Consider the following 20,200-nt stretch of genomic DNA (forward strand, 5'->3'; position numbering starts at 1 on the left):
GATTGAGTACCAAGGGACCCTGAGCGCGGGACGCACGGGACAGGGCGACGGGGCGGCGAAGGAGGTTCGATGGCGCGGAAGCGGACCGGGCGGACCGGACTGGCGGGGCGCGGCCGGCAGGGCGGGGGCGGCACGCGTTCCGTACGGGAGGACCGCGGCCCGGTCCGGTACGGGCCGCCGGCCCTCGATCCGGGGCTGCCCGTCCTCCCCGAACTGGCCGAGGTGCTCGCCGCCGCGGCCGGACGCGGCGAATCCGAACCGACCGGCGGCGGCGACGCCCTGCGCGAGGCCGCGACCGAGTACTGGGCGCGGCGCGGACTGCACGGCGGCCCGGAGCACGTCGCCGCCGCCCCGGGCGCCTCGCCGCTGCTGCTCGCGCTGATCGCCGCGCACGGCGGCGACGTGCTCATGCCCCGCCCCTGCACGGCCACCTGGTTCCCGCAGGCCCGGCTGCTGGGCCGGCCCGCCTACCACGTGCCGACCCCGGCCGAGTGCGGCGGTGTGCCCGATCCGTACGCGCTGCTGGAGACCGTGCGCCGGGTGCGCGCCGAGGGCGGCCGGCCCCGGCTGCTGCTGATCTCCGTCGTCGACGACCCGACCGCCACCGTCGCCCCGCCGGAACTGGTGCGCGAGGCCTGCGAGGCCGCTGTCGCCGAGGGGATGCACATCGTCAGCGACGAGACGTGGCGCGACACCCTGCACCGGCCGCACGACACGGTCCTGCTCAGTCCGGCCGAGATGTGCCCCGACGACGTCACGGTCGTCAGCGATCTCGCCGGTGCGCTGACCCCGTCCGCCTGGCCGGTCGCGGTCGCCCGGTTCCCGGACACCGAGCGGGCGTCGGCGCGCCATGCACGTACCCTCGACATCCTCACCGCGCTCGGCGCGCTCGTCGCGGGGCCCGTCGCCATGGCCGCCGCCCACGCGCTGCGCGAACCGGAATCCGTCACCGACCGGGTCCGCCGGTCCGCCGCGCTCCAGGCGAAGGTCGCCGCGGCGGCCCACCGGGCGGTTCTCGCGTCGGGCGCGCTGGCCAGGCCCCCGCAGGCGGGGCGCCATCTGTACGCCGATCTCGGGCCGCTCCGATCGAGGCTGGCGAACCGCGGTGTCACGGACTCCCTGGAGCTGGAGGAGTACCTGACGGAACGTCTCGGTACACCGACGCCGGGCGGCCACCGGTTCGGCGACGAACTGGGGGCGCTGCGCGTACGGCTGGGCACCGGGACGCTGCTCGGCTCGACCCCGGAACAGCAGATGGAGTCCCTCACCGCTGTGGAGCCCCTGGAATTGCCGCATGTGGCCGAAGCCCTGAGCATTTTCGGGACGGCACTCGACGAACTCCGATGAGGAACAGCGAGACGGGAGTCTCTCGATGACGGAACACACCGAGCGCTCCCGCACGGGGATCGCGCAACCGCACCGGATCTCGCGCGGCGAGGTCGTCGAACCGCGTCCGCTCGGCGAGGTCCGGGTCTGGCCCACAACCTTCGCCGACCGGCTCACCACGCCACTCCCGAGCGTCATGAGCATGTCCCGGCTGGCCCGTGAACGCGCCCTGCGGCCCAACCCGGAAGGGCTGCGCGGCATCCAGCGGCTCCCGTACGCCCCCGAACCCCTGCCCGTCACCTCGGCCGGCGCCACCTCCGTCACCTGGGCCGGGCACGCCAGCTGGATCGTCCGCACCGGGGGTCTCACCGTCCTCACCGACCCCGTCTGGTCCCGGCGTATCCTCGGCACCCCGGCCAGGATCACGCCGGTCGGCGTCCGCTGGGAGGACCTGCCGCCCGTCGACGCCGTCGTCATCAGCCACAACCACTACGACCACCTCGACGCCCCCACCCTGCGCCGGCTGCCCCGGAACACCCCGCTGTTCGTCCCCGCCGGACTCGGCCACTGGTGCCGCCGTCGCCGCTTCACCTGCGTCACCGAACTCGACTGGTGGGAATCGGCCCGGCTGGACGGCGTCCGCTTCGACTTCGTGCCCGCCCACCACTGGTCCCAGCGGACCCTCACCGACGCCTGCCGCTCCCTGTGGGGCGGCTGGATCATCGGCGCCGACGGCGGCGACGGGCAGCGGATCCACTTCGCGGGGGACAGCGGGTACGGGCACTGGTTCGGCGAGATCGGCCGCCGGTACCCCGGCATCGACCTGACCCTGATGCCGATCGGCGCGTACGAACCGCGCTGGTGGCTCGGTGACGTGCACACCGATCCGGAGGAGGCCGTGCAGGCGTACGAGGACCTCGGCGCCCGCGCGATGGCGCCGATGCACTGGGCGACCTTCCTGCTCTCCGCGGAGCCCGTACTGGAACCGCTGGCCCGGCTCCGTACCGCCTGGCAGCGGGCCGGGCACCCGCGGACACGGCTCTGGGACCTGCCGATCGGCGGCTCCCGCCTGCTCGACCCGGTACCCCGCACGGTCAGTGGCTGAACCGCGCCCGCATCCTGCGCCACACCGCGGGAGCCCCGCTGACCAGCAGCGTCAGACCCACCGCCGCCACCACGCCCTGCCACGGCTCGGGGAAGAGCGAACCGCCCAGAGTGCCGATCAGCTGGTACGTCGCCGCCCACGCCAGACAGGCCGGCACATCCCCGCGGGCGAACCGGCGCAGTGGCATCCGGCCCAGCAGACAGGCCAGCATCACCGGAATCCGGCCCGCCGGAACCAGCCTCGACAGCACGAGCACCACCGCACCGTGCTCGTCCAGCTTCTGCTGCGCCTGCGCCAGCCGCTCCGGAGCGGCCCGGTTGCTGATCGTCCGCAGCCACTTCGAACCGTTCTTCGACCGCACCCCGCGCTGACCGAGCCAGTAGAGACAGATGTCACCGAGGAACGCCGCGGCCGACGCCACCCCGAAGACGATCAGGAGCGAGAACGGCGACGCCTGATGCAGCGCCACCACGGCGGCCGAACTCACCAGAGCGCCCGTCGGCACCACCGGCACCAGCGAGCCCAGCGCCACCAGCAGAAACAGGGACGGGTAGCCGACCGCCTGCTGCGTCGACTCCGGGGGCAGCTGTCTGACGACCTCCTGGATCACCGGGCGGCCTCCGGCCACACGTGTTCGCCGTGCGACAGCCGGTGCACCGTCACCTCCGGCGCCAGCAGCGCCGCCTTGCGGACGAACTCGTCACCCGGCGAGTGGAACTCGTGCGGCCTGACCCCGTCCATGCCGATCGGCCAGTACGTCCCGTAATGCACCGGCACGGCCGACCGGGGAGCCAGCCGGGCCAGCGCCTGCGCGGCCCGGCCCGCGTCCAGATGACTGTGGCCCAGGTGCGGACCCCAGCCGCCCACCGGCAACAGCGCCACATCCACCGGACCGACGGCCCGGGCCATGTCGTCGAAGAGCCCGGTGTCACCGGCGAAATACGTCCGCGCCTCGCCCTCGACCACATAGCCGAGCGCGGGGGAGCGGTGCGGGCCCACGGGCAGCCGCCTGCCGTCGTGCAGCGCGGGAACGGCCCGGACCCGGACCGCGCCGACCGGGACCACGTCGCCCGGAGAGACCTCGTTGATCCGCAGCCCGCGCACCGAGCGCAGCACCCGCAGCCCCGGTACGGAGCGCACCGCACCCGTCGGCACGATGAGCCGGCTGCCGGGCGCGAGCCGGGCCAGTGACGGCAGATGCAGATGGTCGGAGTGCAGGTGCGAGACGAGCACCACATCGGCGACCGCGGCCTCGGGGGCGGGCAGCTCGCCGCGGCGTCGGCGCAGGTGCGCGAAGCGCCGTACGAAGAGCGGATCGGTCAGCACACGGACCCCGGAGTCCTCGATCGTGCAGGTGGCATGACCCCACCAGGTGACTTCCACCGGCACGCGGTGCCTCCTCGTTCCCGGGATTCCTTTGGTTCCGGCTCCTTGCTCCGGCCCCGGCATCGAGCCTAGTGCCGTGACCCGAACGGGGGCCCGGCTCCGTCCGGCCGTCGACCGCGGCCGGTCACTCTCAGTCGGTGAGGCCCAGCGCCCCCGCTGCCTGGATCGCCAGCCAGACCTCCGCCAGGGCCCCCGTCGACGCCATGTCACGGCCGGCCAGCGAACCGAAGCGGCGCAGCCGGTAGGCGAGGGTGTTGGGATGGATGTGGAGCGCGGCCGCGGCCGTCTCCGTGCGGCGGTCCCGTTCCATCCAGGTACGGACGGACACCAGCAGCTGCGAGTCGTGCGCCGTGTCGTAGCGCAGGACGTCGCCCAGCACGTGCTCGACCAGCGCGGTCAGCACGGCCGGGTCGTCGGGCAGCCACCGGCCCAGCGAGTCGTCGCCGTAGCGGACCACGGAACGGCCCGACTCGACGGCCTTCGAGACCGCCCAGAGCGCCTCGCGCTGAGCCACCCGCAACGGGGCCCCGGGAAGGAACGGGCGGCTCATCCCGGCCGCCACATCCGGCAGTTCACCGATCTCCGCCGCCAGCTGCGGCGCGCCCAGGACATACCGGTCCGTGCCCCACGTGAGCAGCAGATGCGGATGGTCCTGGAGGCAGCGCAGCAGCGCCTCGTCCGTGGCCTGCCGCACCACGATCAGCACGGTGTCGCCCTCGATGGCATGCCGGGCGAGCCTGCGCCGGGCCGCTTCCGGGTCCAGCACCTCCTGAAGGAGTTCGGCCAGCGTCTCCGCGCCCTCGCGGCGCAGCGTCTCGCGCTCGTTGCGCACCATCGCGACCCGTAGCGCCGCCACCGTGGCGATGTGCTGGACGACCGCGAGCCCGGCGGGCTGGGCGCCCTCGCGTTCGTACGCGACGAGGAATCCCGCCGGGCCGCCGGGCGCCGGCACGGGCAGCACGAACCCGCCGGGAATGGTCGGCGGAGCGTCCACCGACGCGGGCAGCACGCCCCGGTCCGGCACCGGCACCCCCGGAAGCAGGGGCCGCCCCTGCGGGGTGCACAGATACACGTCGTAACCGGACAGGCGCTCCAGACGGCGCAGCAGCGTCGGCGTGTCGAGGTCCTCGGCGACCAGCCAGCGCAGCGAGCCGAAGACCTGGAGCTGCGCGCCGAGCCGGTGCCTGGCGTCCTCCTGGACCGAGGCCGCGACCTCCTGGGAGACGGCGATGAACGGGACGGCGAGCGGGACCTCCAGGACCGGGAACCCGCGCTCCTCGGCCGCCCGGAAGAACGCGTCATGCAGTGGTGGCATGTGCAATTGCGCAGACAGGGCCAGCGCGGAGACACCCGCGTCGTCGAGCCGCTCCAGATAGGCGCGCTGCCCGGCTGCGGTACGCGGGACCGCCAGCCCCGTCGTCATGATCACCTCGGCGCCCAGCAGCCAGGGCGTTGGATCGGCGAGTTCGCTCGCATGCGCCCAGGAAACGGAACGTCCCAGGCCGCTGCTGCCCGCCTTCACGGAGAGCTGGAGAGCGGGGAACGAGAGCAGATCCTCGACGGTGAGTTTGTCGCTGGCCACAGACAACAGCGTACTGCTCTGTGATGTGCACAATTGTCGGCCGCAGTCCGGGGGCACAGACTGTGGGACCGTCCCATGAACAGCGGGACCGTCCCATATGAACAGAGTGTGGGGCTGCCTCATGAACAAAAGCTGGAGCGCCATGACTACCTCGATCACCGAAGTCGAGACCAATGGTGTCGAGCGGATTCCCGACGCCGACCGCACCGCTCGGCCGGTCGACCTCTTCCGGCTCGCCTTCGGCGGTGCCAACACCTTCGCGACGTGCGTGCTGGGCTCCTTCCCGATCCTGTTCGGGCTCTCGTTCTGGCAGGGGCTCGCGGCGACGCTGCTCGGCCTTCTCGCCGGTGCGCTGCTGCTTGCCCCGATGGCGCTGTTCGGCCTGGCCAACGGCACCAACAACGCCGTGTCCTCCTCCGCCCACTTGGGCGTGCACGGCCGGATCGTCGGCTCGTTCCTCTCGCTCCTCACCGCGGTCGCGTTCTTCTCGATCTCGGTGTGGTCCTCGGGCGACGCGCTCGTCGGAGGCGCCCACCGACTCGCGGGTCTGCCCGAGTCGGATGTGACCTATGGCATTGCATACGCGATCTTCGCCGGGCTCGTCCTGGTGGTCTGCGTCTACGGCTTCCGCTTCATGCTGATGGTCAACAAGATCGCGGTGATCGCCGCGTCGGCGCTCTTCGTCCTCGGTGTCTTCGCCTTCGCGGGAGACTTCGACGCGGGCTACGCGGGCACCTTCGCGTCGACGGCCGATCCGCTGTTCTGGCCGTCGTTCATCGGCTCCGCGCTGATCGTGCTGTCGAACCCGGTCTCCTTCGGCGCGTTCCTCGGCGACTGGTCGCGCTACATCCCGGCTACGACGCCCCGCCGCCGCGTGATGGGCGCCGCGTTCCTCGCTCAGATCGCCACGCTGCTGCCCTTCGTCTTCGGCCTGGCCACCGCCTCGATCATCGCGTCGAAGGCCGCCGAGTACGTCGACCCGGACGCCCCCAACTACGTCGGCGGACTGCTCGCCATCTCACCCGGCTGGTACTTCCTGCCGCTCTGCCTGATCGCCCTGATCGGTGGCCTGTCGACCGGCACGACCGCGCTGTACGGCACCGGCCTCGACGTCTCCAGTGTCTTCACCCGCTTCAGCCGGGTGCAGTCGACGTTCTTCATCGGCGCCCTGTCGATCGCGTTCATCTTCATCGGCCGCTTCGCGCTCAACCTCGCCCAGTCCATCTCCACCTTCGCGACGCTGATCATCACCTGCACCGCCCCGTGGATGATCGTGATGACACTCGGCTACGTGACCCGGCGCGGCTGGTACGACGGGGACGCGCTCCAGGTCTTCAACCGCCGTCAGACCGGTGGCCGCTACTGGTTCAACCACGGCTGGAACTGGCGCGGTGTGTCCACCTGGTTGCTCTCCGCCGGTGTGGCGCTGCTGTTCACCAACCTGCCCGGTCAGTTCGTTGGCCCGCTCGGCAACCTCGCGAACGGCGCCGACATCTCGCTGCCGGTCGGCCTCGCCCTCGCGGCCGTCGTCTACCTCGGCCTGCTCACCCTCTTCCCCGAGCCGCGCGGGGTGTACGGACCGGAGGGCCCTCGTTTCGTCAGGGCGTCGGACACCGCGGTTGCGCCCATCGTCGGCAGCCCGGACGAGGAGACCGCCGCCGAGCCGGCCACCGCGGTCTGAACACCACGGCCTTTTGACGCCCCGCCCCGCCCCGTAGCCAGGAGCCGCACATGAGCACCACCCCCGCGCAGGAAGTCCAGGACGTCGAAGACGTGCAGGACGCCCGGGAAGTCCGCGCCGCCGCCGACGCGCTGATCGCCGCCTTCGCCGAAGGCCGCCTCGACGACTACTTCGGCTCCTTCGCCCCGGACGCCACCTTCGTCTTCCACTCCACCCCGCGGCGGCTCGGTTCCACCGACGAGTACCGTGCGCTGTGGCAGCAGTGGGTGGCGGAGGACGGCTTCCGCATCGTGCGCTGCACCTCTACGGGACAGCTGATCCAGCACTACGGCACCACGGCCGTCTTCAGCCATGACGTGGAGACCACGGTCGCCACCCGGGCCGGCGAGGAGACCGTCCACGAGCGGGAGACGATCGTGTTCGCCCGCGCCGCCGACGGCAGCTGGCCCGCCGTCCACGAGCACCTGTCCGTCCGTACGGCAGCCTGACCGCCCCCCCTTACCGCTACGCCGTCCAACCACGCGTTCCGCCCGACCATGAGAAAGACCGGTTCCATGAGCACCACGTTCCGCAATTACATCGACGGCGTCTTCGCGGACGCCTCGGACGGCCGCACCCTCGACGTCGTGGACCCCAGCACGGGCGAGGTCTACGCGACCTCCCCGCTCTCCGGCCAGGCGGACGTCGACGCGGCGATGGCCGCCGCCGCTGCCGCGTTCCCCGCCTGGCGGGACACCACCCCGTCCGCACGGCAGCTGGCCCTGCTGAAGATCGCCGACGCGATGGAGGAGCGGGCCGACGAACTGGTGGCCGCCGAGAGCCGTGACACCGGAAAGCCGCTCCACCTCACCCGCAGTGAGGAACTGGCCCCGGCCATCGACCAGGTCCGCTTCTTCGCGGGCGCCGCGCGGCTGCTCGAAGGCCGCTCGGCCGGTGAGTACATGGACGGGATGACCTCGATCATCCGCCGCGAGCCGGTCGGCGTCTGCGCCCAGGTCGCGCCGTGGAACTACCCCCTGCTGATGGCTGTGTGGAAGTTCGCCCCCGCGCTCGCCGCGGGCAACGCCGTCGTCCTCAAGCCGTCCGACACCACCCCGGCGTCGACCGTGCTGATCGCCGAGATCATCGGTCAGATCCTCCCCAAGGGCGTCTTCAACGTCATCTGCGGCGACCGCGACACCGGCCGCGCGATGGTCGAGCACCCGACCCCGGCGATGGCCTCCATCACCGGTTCGGTACGGGCCGGCATCCAGGTCGCCGAGAGCGCGGCCAAGGACGTCAAGCGGGTCCACCTGGAGCTCGGCGGCAAGGCCCCGGCGGTGATCTTCGAGGACGCGGACCTGGAGAAGGCGGTCGAGGACCTCGTCGTCGGCGGTTTCTTCAACGCGGGCCAGGACTGTACGGCCGCGACCCGCGTCCTGGTCCACGAGTCCGTCCACGACGAGTTCGTCACCGCCCTCGCCAAGGCCGCCGCCGACACGAAGACCGGGCAGCCGGACGACGAGGACGTGCTGTACGGCCCGCTCAACAACGCCAACCAGCTGAAGCAGGTCAGTGGCTTCATCGACCGCCTCCCCGACCACGCGAAGATCGAGGCGGGCGGCCACCGGGTCGGCGAGAAGGGCTACTTCTACGCCCCGACCGTCGTCTCCGGCCTCCAGCAGGACGACGAGATCATCCAGAACGAGGTCTTCGGCCCCGTCATCACCGTCCAGTCCTTCTCCGACGAGGCCCAGGCCGTCGCGTACGCCAACGGCGTCGACTACGCCCTCGCGTCCTCCGTGTGGACCAAGGACCACGCCCGCGCCATGCGGATGTCCAAGAACCTCGACTTCGGCTGCGTGTGGATCAACACCCACATGGCACTCGTCGCCGAGATGCCGCACGGCGGATTCAAGAAGTCCGGCTACGGCAAGGACCTCTCCGCGTACGGCTTCGAGGACTACACCCGGATCAAGCACGTCATGACCTCGCTCTGACCCACCCGCACCACGTGCGCCCCCGGCGGGGGGCGCACCGGCGTTCCGTGTCCGTACGCCGCACGCCCCCTCGCTCCTCCCGTCCCCGCACGCGCCTTTTTGCGCGGGGGCCGGAGGGGTAGGGTCGCCGTTACGCCCAGCACGGGGGACGGCCACGGGGGACGCAATGGACTTACGGGTGGCGGCCATCGCCAGTCTCACACCACTCGAGGAACTCGACAGTGATCCGTTCCTCGTGGACACCCGCAGCCAGCACGACATGTGCGCCCGCTGGGCCACCGACAAGGGATACGTCGTCACCCGGCAGCTGCGTTTCTACGGACTGCGCCCCGACCACCACGCCCTGTGGACGGACGTCGAGAGCGGCGAAGTCGAGGTGTTCGTCGCCGCCAACGACCGGGTGCTGGCGCGGGCCCTCACCTCGGTGCCGGAGTTCACCGCGGAGTGCGAGCGGCGCGGCGTACGGCTGGAGATCGTGGGACTCGACGAGCCGTCGTACAGCGCCCGTACGAAGGCGAGCGTGCACCGCAGGCTCTCCATGCCGACCGCCGGATACGACGGCTGCTGACCGTCCCCCCGACCGCTGTCGCCGACGGTTCGCGGCCCCGCTGTGAAAGGCTGGGGGGTCAGGGCCCGGAACGGCGGGGTCCGGATGTGAGGTGGGAACGGCGTGGGTGACGGGCGATGGCGAACAGCCGGCAACGCCCTGATGCGGGTGATTGTGGTCTGGGCGGTCTCGACGCTCACGATGCTGGCACTCGCCGGGATTCTGCCGGACTTCCAGCTCCAGTCGGACAACGGCGACAGCATCACCAAGACCGCGTTCACCGCGGCCTGGGGCGCCGGAGCGTTCGGTCTGCTCTCCGCGCTGGTCTGGCCGGTCCTGGTACGGGCGCTGCTCATCGTGCCCGCACTCGTCCTCGGGATGCTCGTCTTCTTCCTCAACGGTTCGCTGCTCCTGGTCGCCCTGCGGCTCATACCGGACGGGCGCGGCGCCGCCAACCCGGAGACCGCGGTCGTCGTCGCGGCGGTGATGTCCGCCGTCGCCTCCGCGACCTCCACGGCGCTCGCCGTCCGCGACGACAACGCCTACCGGCGCCGTCTCTCCCGGCTCGCCGACCGCCGCAGACGGCGCAGCGGTGCCGACAGCGGGCGCAGCGGACCGCCCGGCACCGTCTTCATCCAGCTCGACGGCGTCGGCCACGACGTGCTCGTCCGCGCCGCCGGCTCCGGCCTGATGCCGACCGTCGCGAACTGGCTCGCGGACGAGAAGAGCCATCGGCTCACCCCCTGGCGCACCGACTGGTCCAGCCAGACCGGCGCCAGCCAGCTCGGCATCCTGCACGGCAGCAACCACGACGTCCCCGCCTTCCGCTGGTACGAGAAGGAGACCGGCGACGTCATGGTCTCCAGCCGCCCCGCGAGCGCCCTCGAAATCCAGCGCCGGGCCATCGCCCGCACCCATGACGAGGGGCTGCTCACGGTCGACGGCGCCAGCCGCGGCAACCTCTTCAGCGGCGGCGCCGATCAGCTGGCGCTCGTCCTGTCCATGGCGGCCCGGCTCGGCAGGGGCCGCCGTTCCAGGTCGGGGTATTTCGCCTACTTCTCCGACCCGGCCAACGCCGTACGCACCGCGCTGTCGTTCGTCGCCGAGGTCTGCCGCGAGATCGGCCAGTCGACCCGGGCGCGGATACGGAAGGACACGCCCCGGATCAAACGCGGTGGGTTCTACCCCTTCATCCGGGCCTTCGCGACCGTCGTCGAACGTGACGTGGTGGTCGCCGCCGTCATGGGGGACATGTTCGCCGGACGCACCGCCGTCTACGCCGACCTGGTCGCGTACGACGAGGTGGCGCACCACTCCGGACCGCACAGCCGCGACGCGGAGAAGGTGCTCGCTCGCCTGGACCGCTCGCTCGCACTGATCGAGAAGGTCGCCGAACACACCCCGCGCACCTACCGGATCGTGCTGCTCTCCGACCACGGACAGAGCCCCGGGGAGACGTTCGCGGGGGCGTACGGGCTGACGCTCAAGGACCTGGTGCGGGCCGGCTGCGGGCTGCCCGTGCCCCGTCGGGCGCAGCGCACCCGCAGCGGTTCGGAGGCGCGTGACGCGGTACGGATCGCCCTGCACCGCCGACCGGTCGAGGAGGGCGAGGCGGAACACCGCGCGAAGCCGTCCGACCCGGTCGTCCTCGCCTCCGGCAACCTCGGCCTGATCTCCTTCCCGGACATCGAGGGACGCGCCTCGCGCGAACAGCTCGACCGGAGCCGTCCCGCGCTGCTCGGTACCCTCGCCAACCACCCCGGCATCGGCTTTCTGCTGGTCCGCAGCGAACAGTACGGATCGGTCGTCCTGGGCCGCGGGGGCATCGAGGTACCGGTGTCGGAACTGCAGGACGGGCAGGGGCCGCTGGCTTCCTTCGGTCCGGGCGCGGCGGCCGCGGTGCGGCGCACGGACACCTTCCCGCACGTCGCCGACATCATGGTGAACTCGATGTACGACGGGGGCACGGGCGTTGTGCACGCCTTCGAGGAGCAGATCGGCTCGCACGGCGGCCTGGGCGGCGAGCAGTCCCGGCCGTTCCTGCTGTGGCCGGCGGAACTGTCGGCGCCGGTGGCGGAGGGCACGGAGCTGGTGGGGGCCGAGCAGGTGCACGGGGTGCTGCGGCGGTGGCTGCGGGAGTGCCCGGGGCCGCAGATCCCGCTGGCGGCGCCCGCCGCGGTGGGCGGTGCCGACGAAACGGACGGAACGGTTCAGGTGGCCGGCTGAGGGCCGTCGTCCCTGCTGGGAGGGTGTTGTCAGTGGTGGGCGGCAGGATGGGGGACATGACGAACTCAGCTGTTGTGCTCGCCGATGCCGCCGCCTACACCGCCGCGGTCGAAGAAGCGTCGCAGGCCGCCGCCGCGTACTACGCCACCGGCGAGAGCACGCTCGACGACGATGCGTACGACCGGCTGGTGCGGGGGATCGACGCCTACGAGCAGGAGCACCCGCAGGAGGTCCTGGAGACGTCCCCGACAGGCAAGGTTGCGGGCGGCGCCGCGGGCGGCGACGTGCCGCACACGGTGCCGATGCTGTCCCTGGACAACGTCTTCTCGGCCGAGCAGTTCGCCACCTGGACGGCGTCGCTGGAGCGCCGGATCGGCCGGCCCGTCGCCGCGTGGAGCGTGGAGCCGAAGCTCGACGGCCTGGCCGTCGCCGCCCGCTACCGGGCGGGCCGTCTGGAGCGGCTGATCACCCGGGGCGACGGCACCGCCGGTGAGGACGTCTCGCACGCGATCGGCACCGTGGCCGGCCTCCCCGAGCAGCTCGCTGAGCCCGTGACGATCGAGGTGCGCGGCGAGATCCTCATGACGAACGAGCAGTTCGAACAGGCCAACACCGTGCGCACCGAGCACGGCGGCACCCCCTTCGCCAACCCGAGGAACGGCGCGGCGGGCACACTCCGGGCCAAGGACCGCGCGTACACGGTGGAGATGACGTTCTTCGCCTACGGTGCCCTGCCGCTCCCCGGGACGGGAGAGCTGACTGACACCCTCGCCGAACTCCCGCACAGCGAGGTCCTGGAGTACGTCGCCGGGCTCGGCGTGCACACCGCGGCGGACACGGACGTGGCACCGCGCACCGTCACCACCGTCGAGGAGGTGCAGAGCCGGGTCGAGGGCATAGCGGCGCTGCGTGCCTCGTTGCCGTTCGGCATCGACGGCATCGTGATCAAGGCCGACCTCGCGGCCGACCAGCGCGAGGCCGGTTCCGGGACCAGGGCGCCGCGCTGGGCCATCGCCTACAAGCTCCCCGCCGTGGAGAAGGTCACCCGGCTCCTCGACGTCGAGTGGAACGTCGGCAGGACCGGCATCATCGCGCCGCGCGCCGTGCTCGAACCGGTCGAGATCGACGGCTCGACCGTCAGCTACGCCACACTGCACAACCCGGCCGACATCACCCGCCGCGATCTGCGCCTGGGGGACCGGGTGATGGTCTACAAGGCGGGTGACATCATCCCCCGTATCGAGGCGCCCGTCGCCCATCTGCGGACCGGCGAGGAGCAGCCCGTCGTCTTCCCCGAGGCGTGCCCGCAGTGCGGCTCCGAGATCGACACCAGCGAGCAGCGCTGGCGCTGTGTCCGGGGCCGCGACTGCCGTCTCGTCGCCTCCATCTCGTACGCGGCGGGCCGCGACCAGCTCGACATCGAGGGCCTCGGCGCGACCCGGGTCGTCCAGCTCGTCGACGCCGGCCTGGTGGCCGACCTCGCCGATCTCTTCACCCTCGACCGGGAACAGCTGCTCGGCCTGGAGCGCATGGGCGAGACCAGCACCGACAACCTCCTCGCCGCCATCGAAACGGCACGCACCCAGCCGCTCTCCCGGGTCTTCTGCGCGCTGGGGGTACGCGGCACCGGGCGCTCCATGTCACGCCGAATCGCCCGGTACTTCGCGGACATGGACCGGATCAGAGCGGCCGACGCCGAGGCGCTCCAGCAGGTCGACGGGATCGGTAAGGAGAAGGCGGCGGGCGTCGTCGCGGAGCTGGTGGAGCTGGCCCCGCTGATCGAGAAGCTGGTGGCCGCAGGGGTCAACATGACGGAGCCCGGCGCGACGCCGCCGCCCGCACCCGGCGAGGAAGGCCCGGAAGCGGCTGCCGCCACGGACGGCGAGGGGGCCGCCGGGCTGCCACTGGACGGGATGACCGTAGTAGTGACGGGCGCGATGACCGGCGTACTGGAGAAGCTCTCCCGGAATCAGATGAACGAACTGATCGAGCGGGCCGGCGGGAAGTCCTCGTCCAGCGTCTCCAAGCGCACCACGCTCCTGGTCGCCGGGGAGAAGGCCGGATCCAAGCGCATCAAGGCGGAGGACCTCGGCATCCGGATCGCGGCACCGGACGAGTTCGCCGAACTGATCGCCGGGTACCTGCCGTCGGAGGTCTGAGGCAATACGGAGACCTCGCAACGCCCGAGCCCTTGGCTTTTGCCGGGGAGTGGCTTTCTTTGCCTCCCTATTGCATAGTGAGGGCTCGGCCATGCCTCGCTATCAGCGGGTCCATGGATAGGTCAATGGCCACGGTGGCGCGCAGGGGGAGGAGGGGCGGATGCATTCGTCGCACGACGGACCGCGACTCGACCGGTCCGTCCGCCGGGAGTACCGCGGCCTCACCCGCGGTCTCGCCCTCGACCTGGGCAGTTCGCGGACCCGCGCCTGGATGCCGGGACACGGCGTCATCGCCGACACCGAGGCGTGCGGCGACTTCGGCGCCGAGCCGGGGCACGGCCGCCCGGTCCGGCGGGGACGCATCGTCGACCCCGTGTCCTGCGGCCGGATGCTCGGCCGTATCGCCGATACGGCCCTGGGCGCGGACCGCACCGACACCGTGATCGTCCTCAGCCACCCCGTCCTCGCCGGGGCCGAGCACCGCGCCGCGGCAAAGGACCTGATCGCCGCACTCGGGCCGGTGAGGGTCATCGCCCTGGACAGCGCGCGGGCCGCCGCCGTGTGCGCCGGGCCGCAGGACGGCGGCCCACTGCTCGTCGTCGACATCGGTGCCGAACTGACCGAGGCGACGCTCCTCGTCGACGGACTGGTCCGTGACGCGCGCCAGGCCGAGACGGGACTGAGCGACCTCGACCCCTCCGAGCCGCCCACGGCGGTCGTCCGCACGGTCCTGGACATGGTGACGGAGATGTGGAAGCAGGACCGGCACGGCGCCGTCCTGGGGGCCCTGCGCAAGGGCCCGTTGCTCGCCGGGGGCGGCGCCGCCCGCCCCGACATCACCGACCGGATCGAGGCTCGCCTCGGCGTTCCGGTACGTCTCGCGGACGACCCGGCGAACACGGTGGTGCGCGGCGCCGGACTGATCCTCAGCTCCGTGCTCAGCGGTGCCGGCGAGGCACCGGACCGGCGGGAGACCGCCGGCACGGCACCGGCCCGGCCCGGCCGAGAGCGGTGATCCCCCTCCCGGGGCCGCCCCCGGGGAACGCGCCCCCGAGGCCACGACCGGGTACCTCGGCACGTCGCGGCCGCGCGCGGGAGGCCCGGAAGCTCGTCGTCGCCGTCCTGCTGGCCGTCCTCACCGTCATCGGCGGCGCCCCCGCAGCCGCCGGATCCTCGCTTCCCGCCCGGCCGTTCGCCGGTGTGCCGCCCGTCGCCGCGTCCTCGCCAGGCGCCCATCAGCCGATCCTGCACAGCGACCGGACCGCTCGCACCGGCACCGCCCACGACACCCTCCGCACCCACATCCGCACGGCCACGGCGACCGACGGCCACCGCCCGGTGCCGACACCTCCGCCCCGGCCCAGGGCCGGGGCCGACCACGCCCGCACCGCGCACCATCTCCCGCCGCCCGGCCCCGACATCCTGCTGTCCGGCGCACCGGACATCCGCGTACCGCGCCACGCGCACCGGCGAACACCCGCCGCACCCCCTCGTGCCACCGGCCGTTTCCGCGTCACGCTCCCAGGCGTACGCGGGCCTCCGAGGACGGTCGTTCACCGGCCACCGGTCCTGCCACCGGTCCCGTCCCACACGCACGCCGTGCCGTCCTCGCCGAGGTGAGGGCGCCCGGCGCCCCCTCGGAGGAAACCCATGACTCGCGCCACCACGGTGCGAGCGGTTCTGGCTGCGGCCGTCCTGCTCGTCTCCGTGCTCATCACGCTGACCATGTCACCCAGACTCGGCCTCGACCTGCAGGGCGGCACCAGAATGGTGCTCCAGGCCAAGGACTCCGACACCGCGAAAGCGGACCGCGAGAGCACCGACCGCACCCTTGAAGTGCTTCGCCAGCGCATCGACTCCCTCGGCGTCGCCGAGCCCACCCTGACCCGCTCCGGCGAGGACCGGATCATCGTTGAACTCCCCGACGTCCAGGACCCGCGCAAGGCCGCCGAAGTCATCGGCAGAACCGCCCAGCTCAGCTTCCACGCCGTCCAGGGCCCCGGCACCGAGCCCGAGAACAAGGCGAACGACAAGGCGAACGACAAGGCGAACGACAAGGCGAACGACAAGGCGGGCGCCGAGCCCGACGGCAAGGCGGACGGCACGACCGGCGACGGGCTGACCCTCCCCGACGAGCAGGGCCGCCCCCTCGCTCTCGGCCCGACCCGGCTCTCCGGCGCGGGCGTCAAGGACGCCACCGCCGCGTTCGACGGCCAGCAGGGCGCCGGCTGGACGGTCTCCCTCGACTTCCACAAGAAGGCGGGCCGGGACTGGACCCGGCTGACCGGCGAAGCGGCCTGCCACCCGGTCCAGGACGACCGGCGCCGCGTCGCCATCGTCCTCGACCAGAAGATCATCTCCTCGCCGCAGGTCTCCCCCTCGGTCGGCTGCAACGTCGGTCTGCCGTCCGGCTCCACCCAGATCACCGGCTCCTTCAGCGCCGACGAGGCCCGCGAACTGGCCCTGCTCATCAAGGGCGGCGCCCTGCCGCTCCCCGTCGAGATCGTCGAGCAGCGGACCGTCGGCCCGACGCTCGGCGCCGCCGCCATCGACGCCAGTGCCCGGGCCGCCCTCATCGGCGCCGCGGCCACCGCACTCTTCATCACCATCGTCTACCGGCTCTTCGGCGCGCTCGCCGCCGTCGCGCTCGCCTCCTACGGACTGATCTCCTACGCGGCCCTGGTCGCCCTCGGCGTCACGCTCACGCTGCCCGGCCTCGCCGGATTCGTCCTGGCCATCGGGATGGCGGTCGACGCCAACGTGCTGGTCTTCGAACGGGCCAGAGAGGAATACGCGCAACATCCCGGCCGCACCCTGCGCTCCTCGCTGACCGCCGGATTCCGCGGCGCCTGGAGCGCCGTCGCCGACTCCAACGTCACGACGCTGATCGCGGCCGGACTGCTCTTCTTCCTCGGCTCCGGACCGGTGAAGGGCTTCGGTGTCACGCTCGCCATCGGTGTGCTGGCCTCGATGTTCTCCGCACTCGTCATCGCCCGCGCACTCACCGAGATCGCCGCACGCTCACGATTCGTCAGCGACTACCGGGGCATCAACGGCATCGCCTCCCCCGGCCGGGTACGTACCTGGCTGACCCGCCGCGATCCCCAGCTGATGCGGTTCCCCCGCCGCTGGCTGCTGGTCTCCGCGGCACTGGTCGCCGTCGCCGTCCTCGGTATCGTCGTACGAGGCGTCAACCTGGGTGTCGAATTCACCGGCGGCCGGCTCGTCGAGTACTCGACCAGCAGGCCCGTCGAGGTGGAGCGGGCCCGCACCGTCCTGGCCGACGCGGGCTTCGGCGACGCGGAGGTCACCACCGCGGGCGCGGGCGATCTCTCCGTACGCACCGGAAAGCTCGACAACGACGACGAACACGCCCTGCGCGCCGCCCTCGCGAAGGAGGGCGGCGAAACCACCAAGGTCCGCGACGAACTCATCGGCCCCAGCCTCGGTGACGAACTCCGGCGCAACGCCCTGATCGCGCTCGCCATCGCCGTCCTCGTACAGCTGGCCTATCTCGTGATCCGGTTCCGCTGGACGTTCGCCGTGGCCTCGGTCGGGGCGCTGGTCCACGACGTCATCATCCTGGTCGGCGCTTTCGCCTGGCTCGGACGCACCATCGACGGCATCTTCCTGGCCGCACTTCTCACCGTCATCGGATACTCCGTCAACGACTCCGTGGTGGTCTTCGACCGGGTGCGGGAACTGTGGGCGAAGGCCCGCCGCGTACCCATCGCCACGGTCGCCAACCGGGCCGTCCTCCAGACCGTTCCCAGAACGGTCAACACCGGAATGGGCGCCCTGTTCATTCTGACCGCACTGGCCGTGCTGGGCGGCGACTCCCTCGCCGACTTCGCGCTCGCCCTCCTGATCGGCATCTGCGTCGGCACGTACTCCTCGGTGCTGACCGCCGTGCCGGCCGCGCTCGTCCTGGAACAGAGCAGCAAGGCCCCGCCGCCCGCCCGTAAACGTGCTTCCGGACGCCGGTCCGGGACACGGACGGCGCGCCGGGACCCGCTCGACAACGGAGCACGCGTATAGCCGCTCCGGAAGGTACGACGCCCCCGCCCCGAAGGAAGCCGGGCCTTCTTCGGGGCGGGGGCGACCTGCGTCGGTCGTGGCGTTCCGTGCGCCCGGGGCAGCACAATTCCGAGCACCCACCTGTGATCGGAGCAAGCCCGTGACCATGCCCGTGCCCGTCGTGGCTGCGTGAGGCATGGTCCACCGTCGTACCCGACATGAACGACCGGCACGGACCGCTGCCTCCGCTGATGCTCGCCCTGACCGTCGTGACGGGACTGGTCGACGCGGTCAGTTACCTGGAACTCGGCAGGGTCTTCGTCGCGAACATGACCGGCAATGTGGTCTTCTCCGGCTTCGCGATCGCCGGAGCCCCCGGCTTCCCGTTCGCCGCCTCGCTCGTCGCGCTCGCCGCGTGCCGGACGACGGGTGCTCTCGGTTGCCGCCATGATGACCGGCGCGCTCGTCGGAGCCACGGCCGTACTGAACGGGCGCCCGAGACTTCCCCTGCTGCTCGCCCTGGCCCTCCTGGCAATCGTGACCATGGCCGCGATCGTCCTGGCGCGTGCGGACGCCCCCTGGGCCCGTGCGATCGTCAGGAAGTGAGGGAGCGCAGACGGTCGGCGGTGGCCCGGTCGGCGGGCAGGAACGTCTCGATGGCCAGCTCGGCCACCGTCACATCCATCGGCGTGTTGAACGTCGCGATGGAGGAGACGAACGAGAGCACGTGCCCGTCGTGCTCGATGTGCAACGGCAACGCGAAAGGCGGCGATGCCGGGCCGGCCCCTTCGATCGCCCCGGCGCCGTCGGCCCGGTCCGTACCTCCGGGTGCGGGATAGCCGGCGACCTCCTCGTACAGCTTGCGCAGCTCCGCCGACCGGGCCAGGGCGATCTGGCGATCCATCTGGGCCAGCAGATCGGCCCGCCACTGCCGGAGATTACGGATGCGCGGAGCCAGGCCTTCCGGATGGAGGGTGAGCCGCATGGCGTTCAGCGGCGGCGCCAGCAGATGCCCGGCCACGCCCTCCAGCAGCATCGTGATACCCCGATTGGCCGCCACCACGTTGTACATCCCGTCGACGACGAGCGCCGGGTACGGGTCGTACCCGTGGAGCAGCCGCTCCATCCCCTCGCGCAGCGCGCCGAACGCCGGGTCGTCGAGCGCGGTCTGTGTGTAGCGGGGCGCGTAACCGGCCACCACCAGCAGAGCGTTGCGTTCCCTGACCGGGATGTCGAGGTGCTCGGCCAGCCGCAGGATCATGTCCTCGCTGGGCCGGGAGCGGCCGGTCTCGACGAAGGAAATGTGCCGGGCCGAGGAATCGGCCCGCAGCGCCAGCTCCAGCTGGCTGATCCGACGCTGCTCCCGCCAGCTGCGCAGCAGCGGCCCTACCCCCGTGTCAAGCGCGACAGTTGTCATACCCAGACCGTAACGTCACCGGCACCGTCGACCGGAACCGATCGCTCGTGAGGGAGTCTCAACATGCCCGCCGCACCCTTGTCGCAGAAGGAGATCGAGGACCGTCTGGGTGATCTGCCCGGCTGGTCGCTGGAGGGGGACCGGATCACCTGCACCTACCGGCTCCACACGCATTTCGCCGCTCTGGGGCTGACCGTGCATATCGCCCAGATCCAGGACGAGCTGAACCACCACTCCGACATGACCCTCGGATACAACACCGTCAGCCTGTCCGTGAACACCCATGACGCGGGCGGTGTCGTCACCGAGAACGACCTGAAACTGGCCGCGCGCGTGGTGGCGATCGCCCCCGGGCACGGCGTGAGATAGCAGGGGGGCGAACGGGCACACCACGGTCGCGCGATGACATGTCACAGCACGACAGCGAATCCGAGGGTGCACGGTGGTCTGTCACATCCCGACCCGTCCCGAGCCCGCCGACCCGCGATGGCATGTCACATCGCCGGGCCGAAGCGTGGATGCGCAGCGAGCCACCCCGTATAGCTTTCGCTGCGCTCCACCGCCTCGAGTACCAGCTCACCGAGAAGCGTGGGCCGGGCGCCGGTGTGGTCCCGCTCGAAGAGCGGGCCGCCGAGTGCCTTCTCGATCCGTCGCAGTTGCGCGCTCAGCGCGGGCTGGGCGTGCCCGAGAGCCGCGGCCTTTGTCGGGCTCCCGGTGTCGGCAACGGCTCGCACGGTTCGCAGCTGGCGCAACTCAAGCTCAATAAACGCAAGTT

17 protein-coding genes and 2 pseudogenes are annotated in these 20,200 nt (G+C 71.7%); 14 read left to right on the forward strand and 5 right to left on the reverse strand.

Features of this window, described 5'->3' with window-relative positions; translation table 11 throughout:
* Nucleotides 1-69 precede the first annotated feature (69 nt).
* Nucleotides 70-1,347 carry an aminotransferase class I/II-fold pyridoxal phosphate-dependent enzyme gene (locus OG936_RS30585; RefSeq protein ID WP_406499086.1) on the forward strand — a complete coding sequence of 426 codons (1,278 nt, stop codon included), beginning with the start codon at nucleotides 70-72 and terminating at the stop codon, nucleotides 1,345-1,347.
* Between the two features lie 25 nt (nucleotides 1,348-1,372).
* Nucleotides 1,373-2,431, forward strand: coding sequence for an MBL fold metallo-hydrolase (locus tag OG936_RS30590; RefSeq protein WP_406499088.1), 1,059 nt, complete (start codon nucleotides 1,373-1,375; stop codon nucleotides 2,429-2,431).
* Here OG936_RS30590 and OG936_RS30595 read toward each other — a convergent pair.
* The 3 genes from OG936_RS30595 to OG936_RS30605 all read right to left on the reverse strand — a co-directional run bounded on the left by OG936_RS30595 (nucleotide 2,421) and on the right by OG936_RS30605 (nucleotide 5,399).
* On the reverse strand, nucleotides 2,421-3,041 hold the full coding sequence (locus OG936_RS30595) for a DedA family protein (protein WP_406499089.1): 621 nt from the start codon (nucleotides 3,039-3,041) through the stop codon (nucleotides 2,421-2,423). The genes OG936_RS30590 and OG936_RS30595 overlap by 11 nt on opposite strands.
* Nucleotides 3,038-3,820: an MBL fold metallo-hydrolase gene (locus tag OG936_RS30600; protein ID WP_406499091.1), complete on the reverse strand. Its 783-nt coding sequence runs from the start codon at nucleotides 3,818-3,820 to the stop codon at nucleotides 3,038-3,040. The genes OG936_RS30595 and OG936_RS30600 overlap by 4 nt, the downstream gene beginning before the upstream one ends.
* A gap of 127 nt (nucleotides 3,821-3,947) precedes the next feature.
* Entirely contained in the window at nucleotides 3,948-5,399 is a 1,452-nt protein-coding gene (locus OG936_RS30605) for a PucR family transcriptional regulator (protein WP_406499093.1), read from the reverse strand.
* 142 nt (nucleotides 5,400-5,541) lie between these two features.
* Here OG936_RS30605 and OG936_RS30610 point away from each other — a divergent pair, with 142 nt between their 5' ends.
* The 11 genes and pseudogenes from OG936_RS30610 (at nucleotide 5,542) to OG936_RS30660 (ending at nucleotide 18,614) form a co-directional block, all read left to right on the forward strand.
* Entirely contained in the window at nucleotides 5,542-7,080 is a 1,539-nt protein-coding gene (locus tag OG936_RS30610) for a purine-cytosine permease family protein (RefSeq protein WP_406499095.1), read from the forward strand.
* Between the two features lie 50 nt (nucleotides 7,081-7,130).
* Entirely contained in the window at nucleotides 7,131-7,568 is a 438-nt protein-coding gene (locus tag OG936_RS30615) for a YybH family protein (RefSeq protein WP_406499097.1), read from the forward strand.
* 66 nt (nucleotides 7,569-7,634) lie between these two features.
* Nucleotides 7,635-9,059 (forward strand): gamma-aminobutyraldehyde dehydrogenase, encoded by a 1,425-nt coding sequence (locus OG936_RS30620; protein ID WP_406499099.1) that lies wholly within the window; start codon nucleotides 7,635-7,637, stop codon nucleotides 9,057-9,059.
* A 166-nt stretch (nucleotides 9,060-9,225) separates the two neighbouring features.
* Nucleotides 9,226-9,627, forward strand: a complete 402-nt coding sequence (locus OG936_RS30625; protein WP_406499101.1) for a hypothetical protein — start codon at nucleotides 9,226-9,228, stop codon at nucleotides 9,625-9,627.
* Between the two features lie 102 nt (nucleotides 9,628-9,729).
* Nucleotides 9,730-11,832, forward strand: a complete 2,103-nt coding sequence (locus OG936_RS30630; protein ID WP_406499103.1) for a phage holin family protein — start codon at nucleotides 9,730-9,732, stop codon at nucleotides 11,830-11,832.
* Between the two features lie 47 nt (nucleotides 11,833-11,879).
* Nucleotides 11,880-13,991, forward strand: coding sequence for an NAD-dependent DNA ligase LigA (gene ligA, locus OG936_RS30635; protein WP_406499105.1), 2,112 nt, complete (start codon nucleotides 11,880-11,882; stop codon nucleotides 13,989-13,991).
* 160 nt (nucleotides 13,992-14,151) lie between these two features.
* Complete coding sequence (locus tag OG936_RS30640; RefSeq protein ID WP_406499107.1) at nucleotides 14,152-15,006, forward strand: rod shape-determining protein; 855 nt, start codon at nucleotides 14,152-14,154, stop codon at nucleotides 15,004-15,006.
* The gene (locus OG936_RS30645) at nucleotides 15,003-15,611 is read left to right on the forward strand and encodes a hypothetical protein (protein WP_406499108.1); all 609 of its coding nucleotides are present in this window, start codon (nucleotides 15,003-15,005) and stop codon (nucleotides 15,609-15,611) included. Before OG936_RS30640 ends, OG936_RS30645 begins: the two co-directional genes overlap by 4 nt.
* 30 nt (nucleotides 15,612-15,641) lie before the next feature.
* Nucleotides 15,642-18,029: a protein translocase subunit SecD gene (gene secD, locus OG936_RS30650; protein ID WP_406499109.1), complete on the forward strand. Its 2,388-nt coding sequence runs from the start codon at nucleotides 15,642-15,644 to the stop codon at nucleotides 18,027-18,029.
* 197 nt (nucleotides 18,030-18,226) lie between these two features.
* Nucleotides 18,227-18,454 (forward strand): annotated as a pseudogene (locus OG936_RS30655) (YoaK family protein); the annotation flags it as partial.
* Nucleotides 18,438-18,614 carry a hypothetical protein gene (locus tag OG936_RS30660; protein ID WP_406500791.1) on the forward strand — a complete coding sequence of 59 codons (177 nt, stop codon included), beginning with the start codon at nucleotides 18,438-18,440 and terminating at the stop codon, nucleotides 18,612-18,614. The pseudogene OG936_RS30655 and the gene OG936_RS30660, both read left to right, overlap by 17 nt.
* On the opposite strand, the gene OG936_RS30665 is transcribed toward OG936_RS30660, so the two are convergent.
* Complete coding sequence (locus tag OG936_RS30665; RefSeq protein ID WP_406499111.1) at nucleotides 18,604-19,425, reverse strand: helix-turn-helix domain-containing protein; 822 nt, start codon at nucleotides 19,423-19,425, stop codon at nucleotides 18,604-18,606. The two genes, OG936_RS30660 and OG936_RS30665, sit on opposite strands and share 11 nt — an antisense overlap.
* Nucleotides 19,426-19,488: 63 nt before the next feature.
* Here OG936_RS30665 and OG936_RS30670 point away from each other — a divergent pair, with 63 nt between their 5' ends.
* A complete protein-coding gene (locus tag OG936_RS30670; protein ID WP_266750045.1) occupies nucleotides 19,489-19,794 on the forward strand; it encodes a 4a-hydroxytetrahydrobiopterin dehydratase in 306 nt (101 codons plus the stop codon).
* 194 nt (nucleotides 19,795-19,988) lie between these two features.
* Here the strand turns inward: OG936_RS30670 and OG936_RS30675 are convergent.
* Nucleotides 19,989-20,189 (reverse strand): annotated as a pseudogene (locus OG936_RS30675) (LysR family transcriptional regulator); the annotation flags it as partial.
* Between the last annotated feature and the right edge of the window lie 11 nt (nucleotides 20,190-20,200).

Source organism: Streptomyces sp. NBC_00846 (genome assembly GCF_045207325.1).
GTDB lineage: Bacteria > Actinomycetota > Actinomycetes > Streptomycetales > Streptomycetaceae > Streptomyces.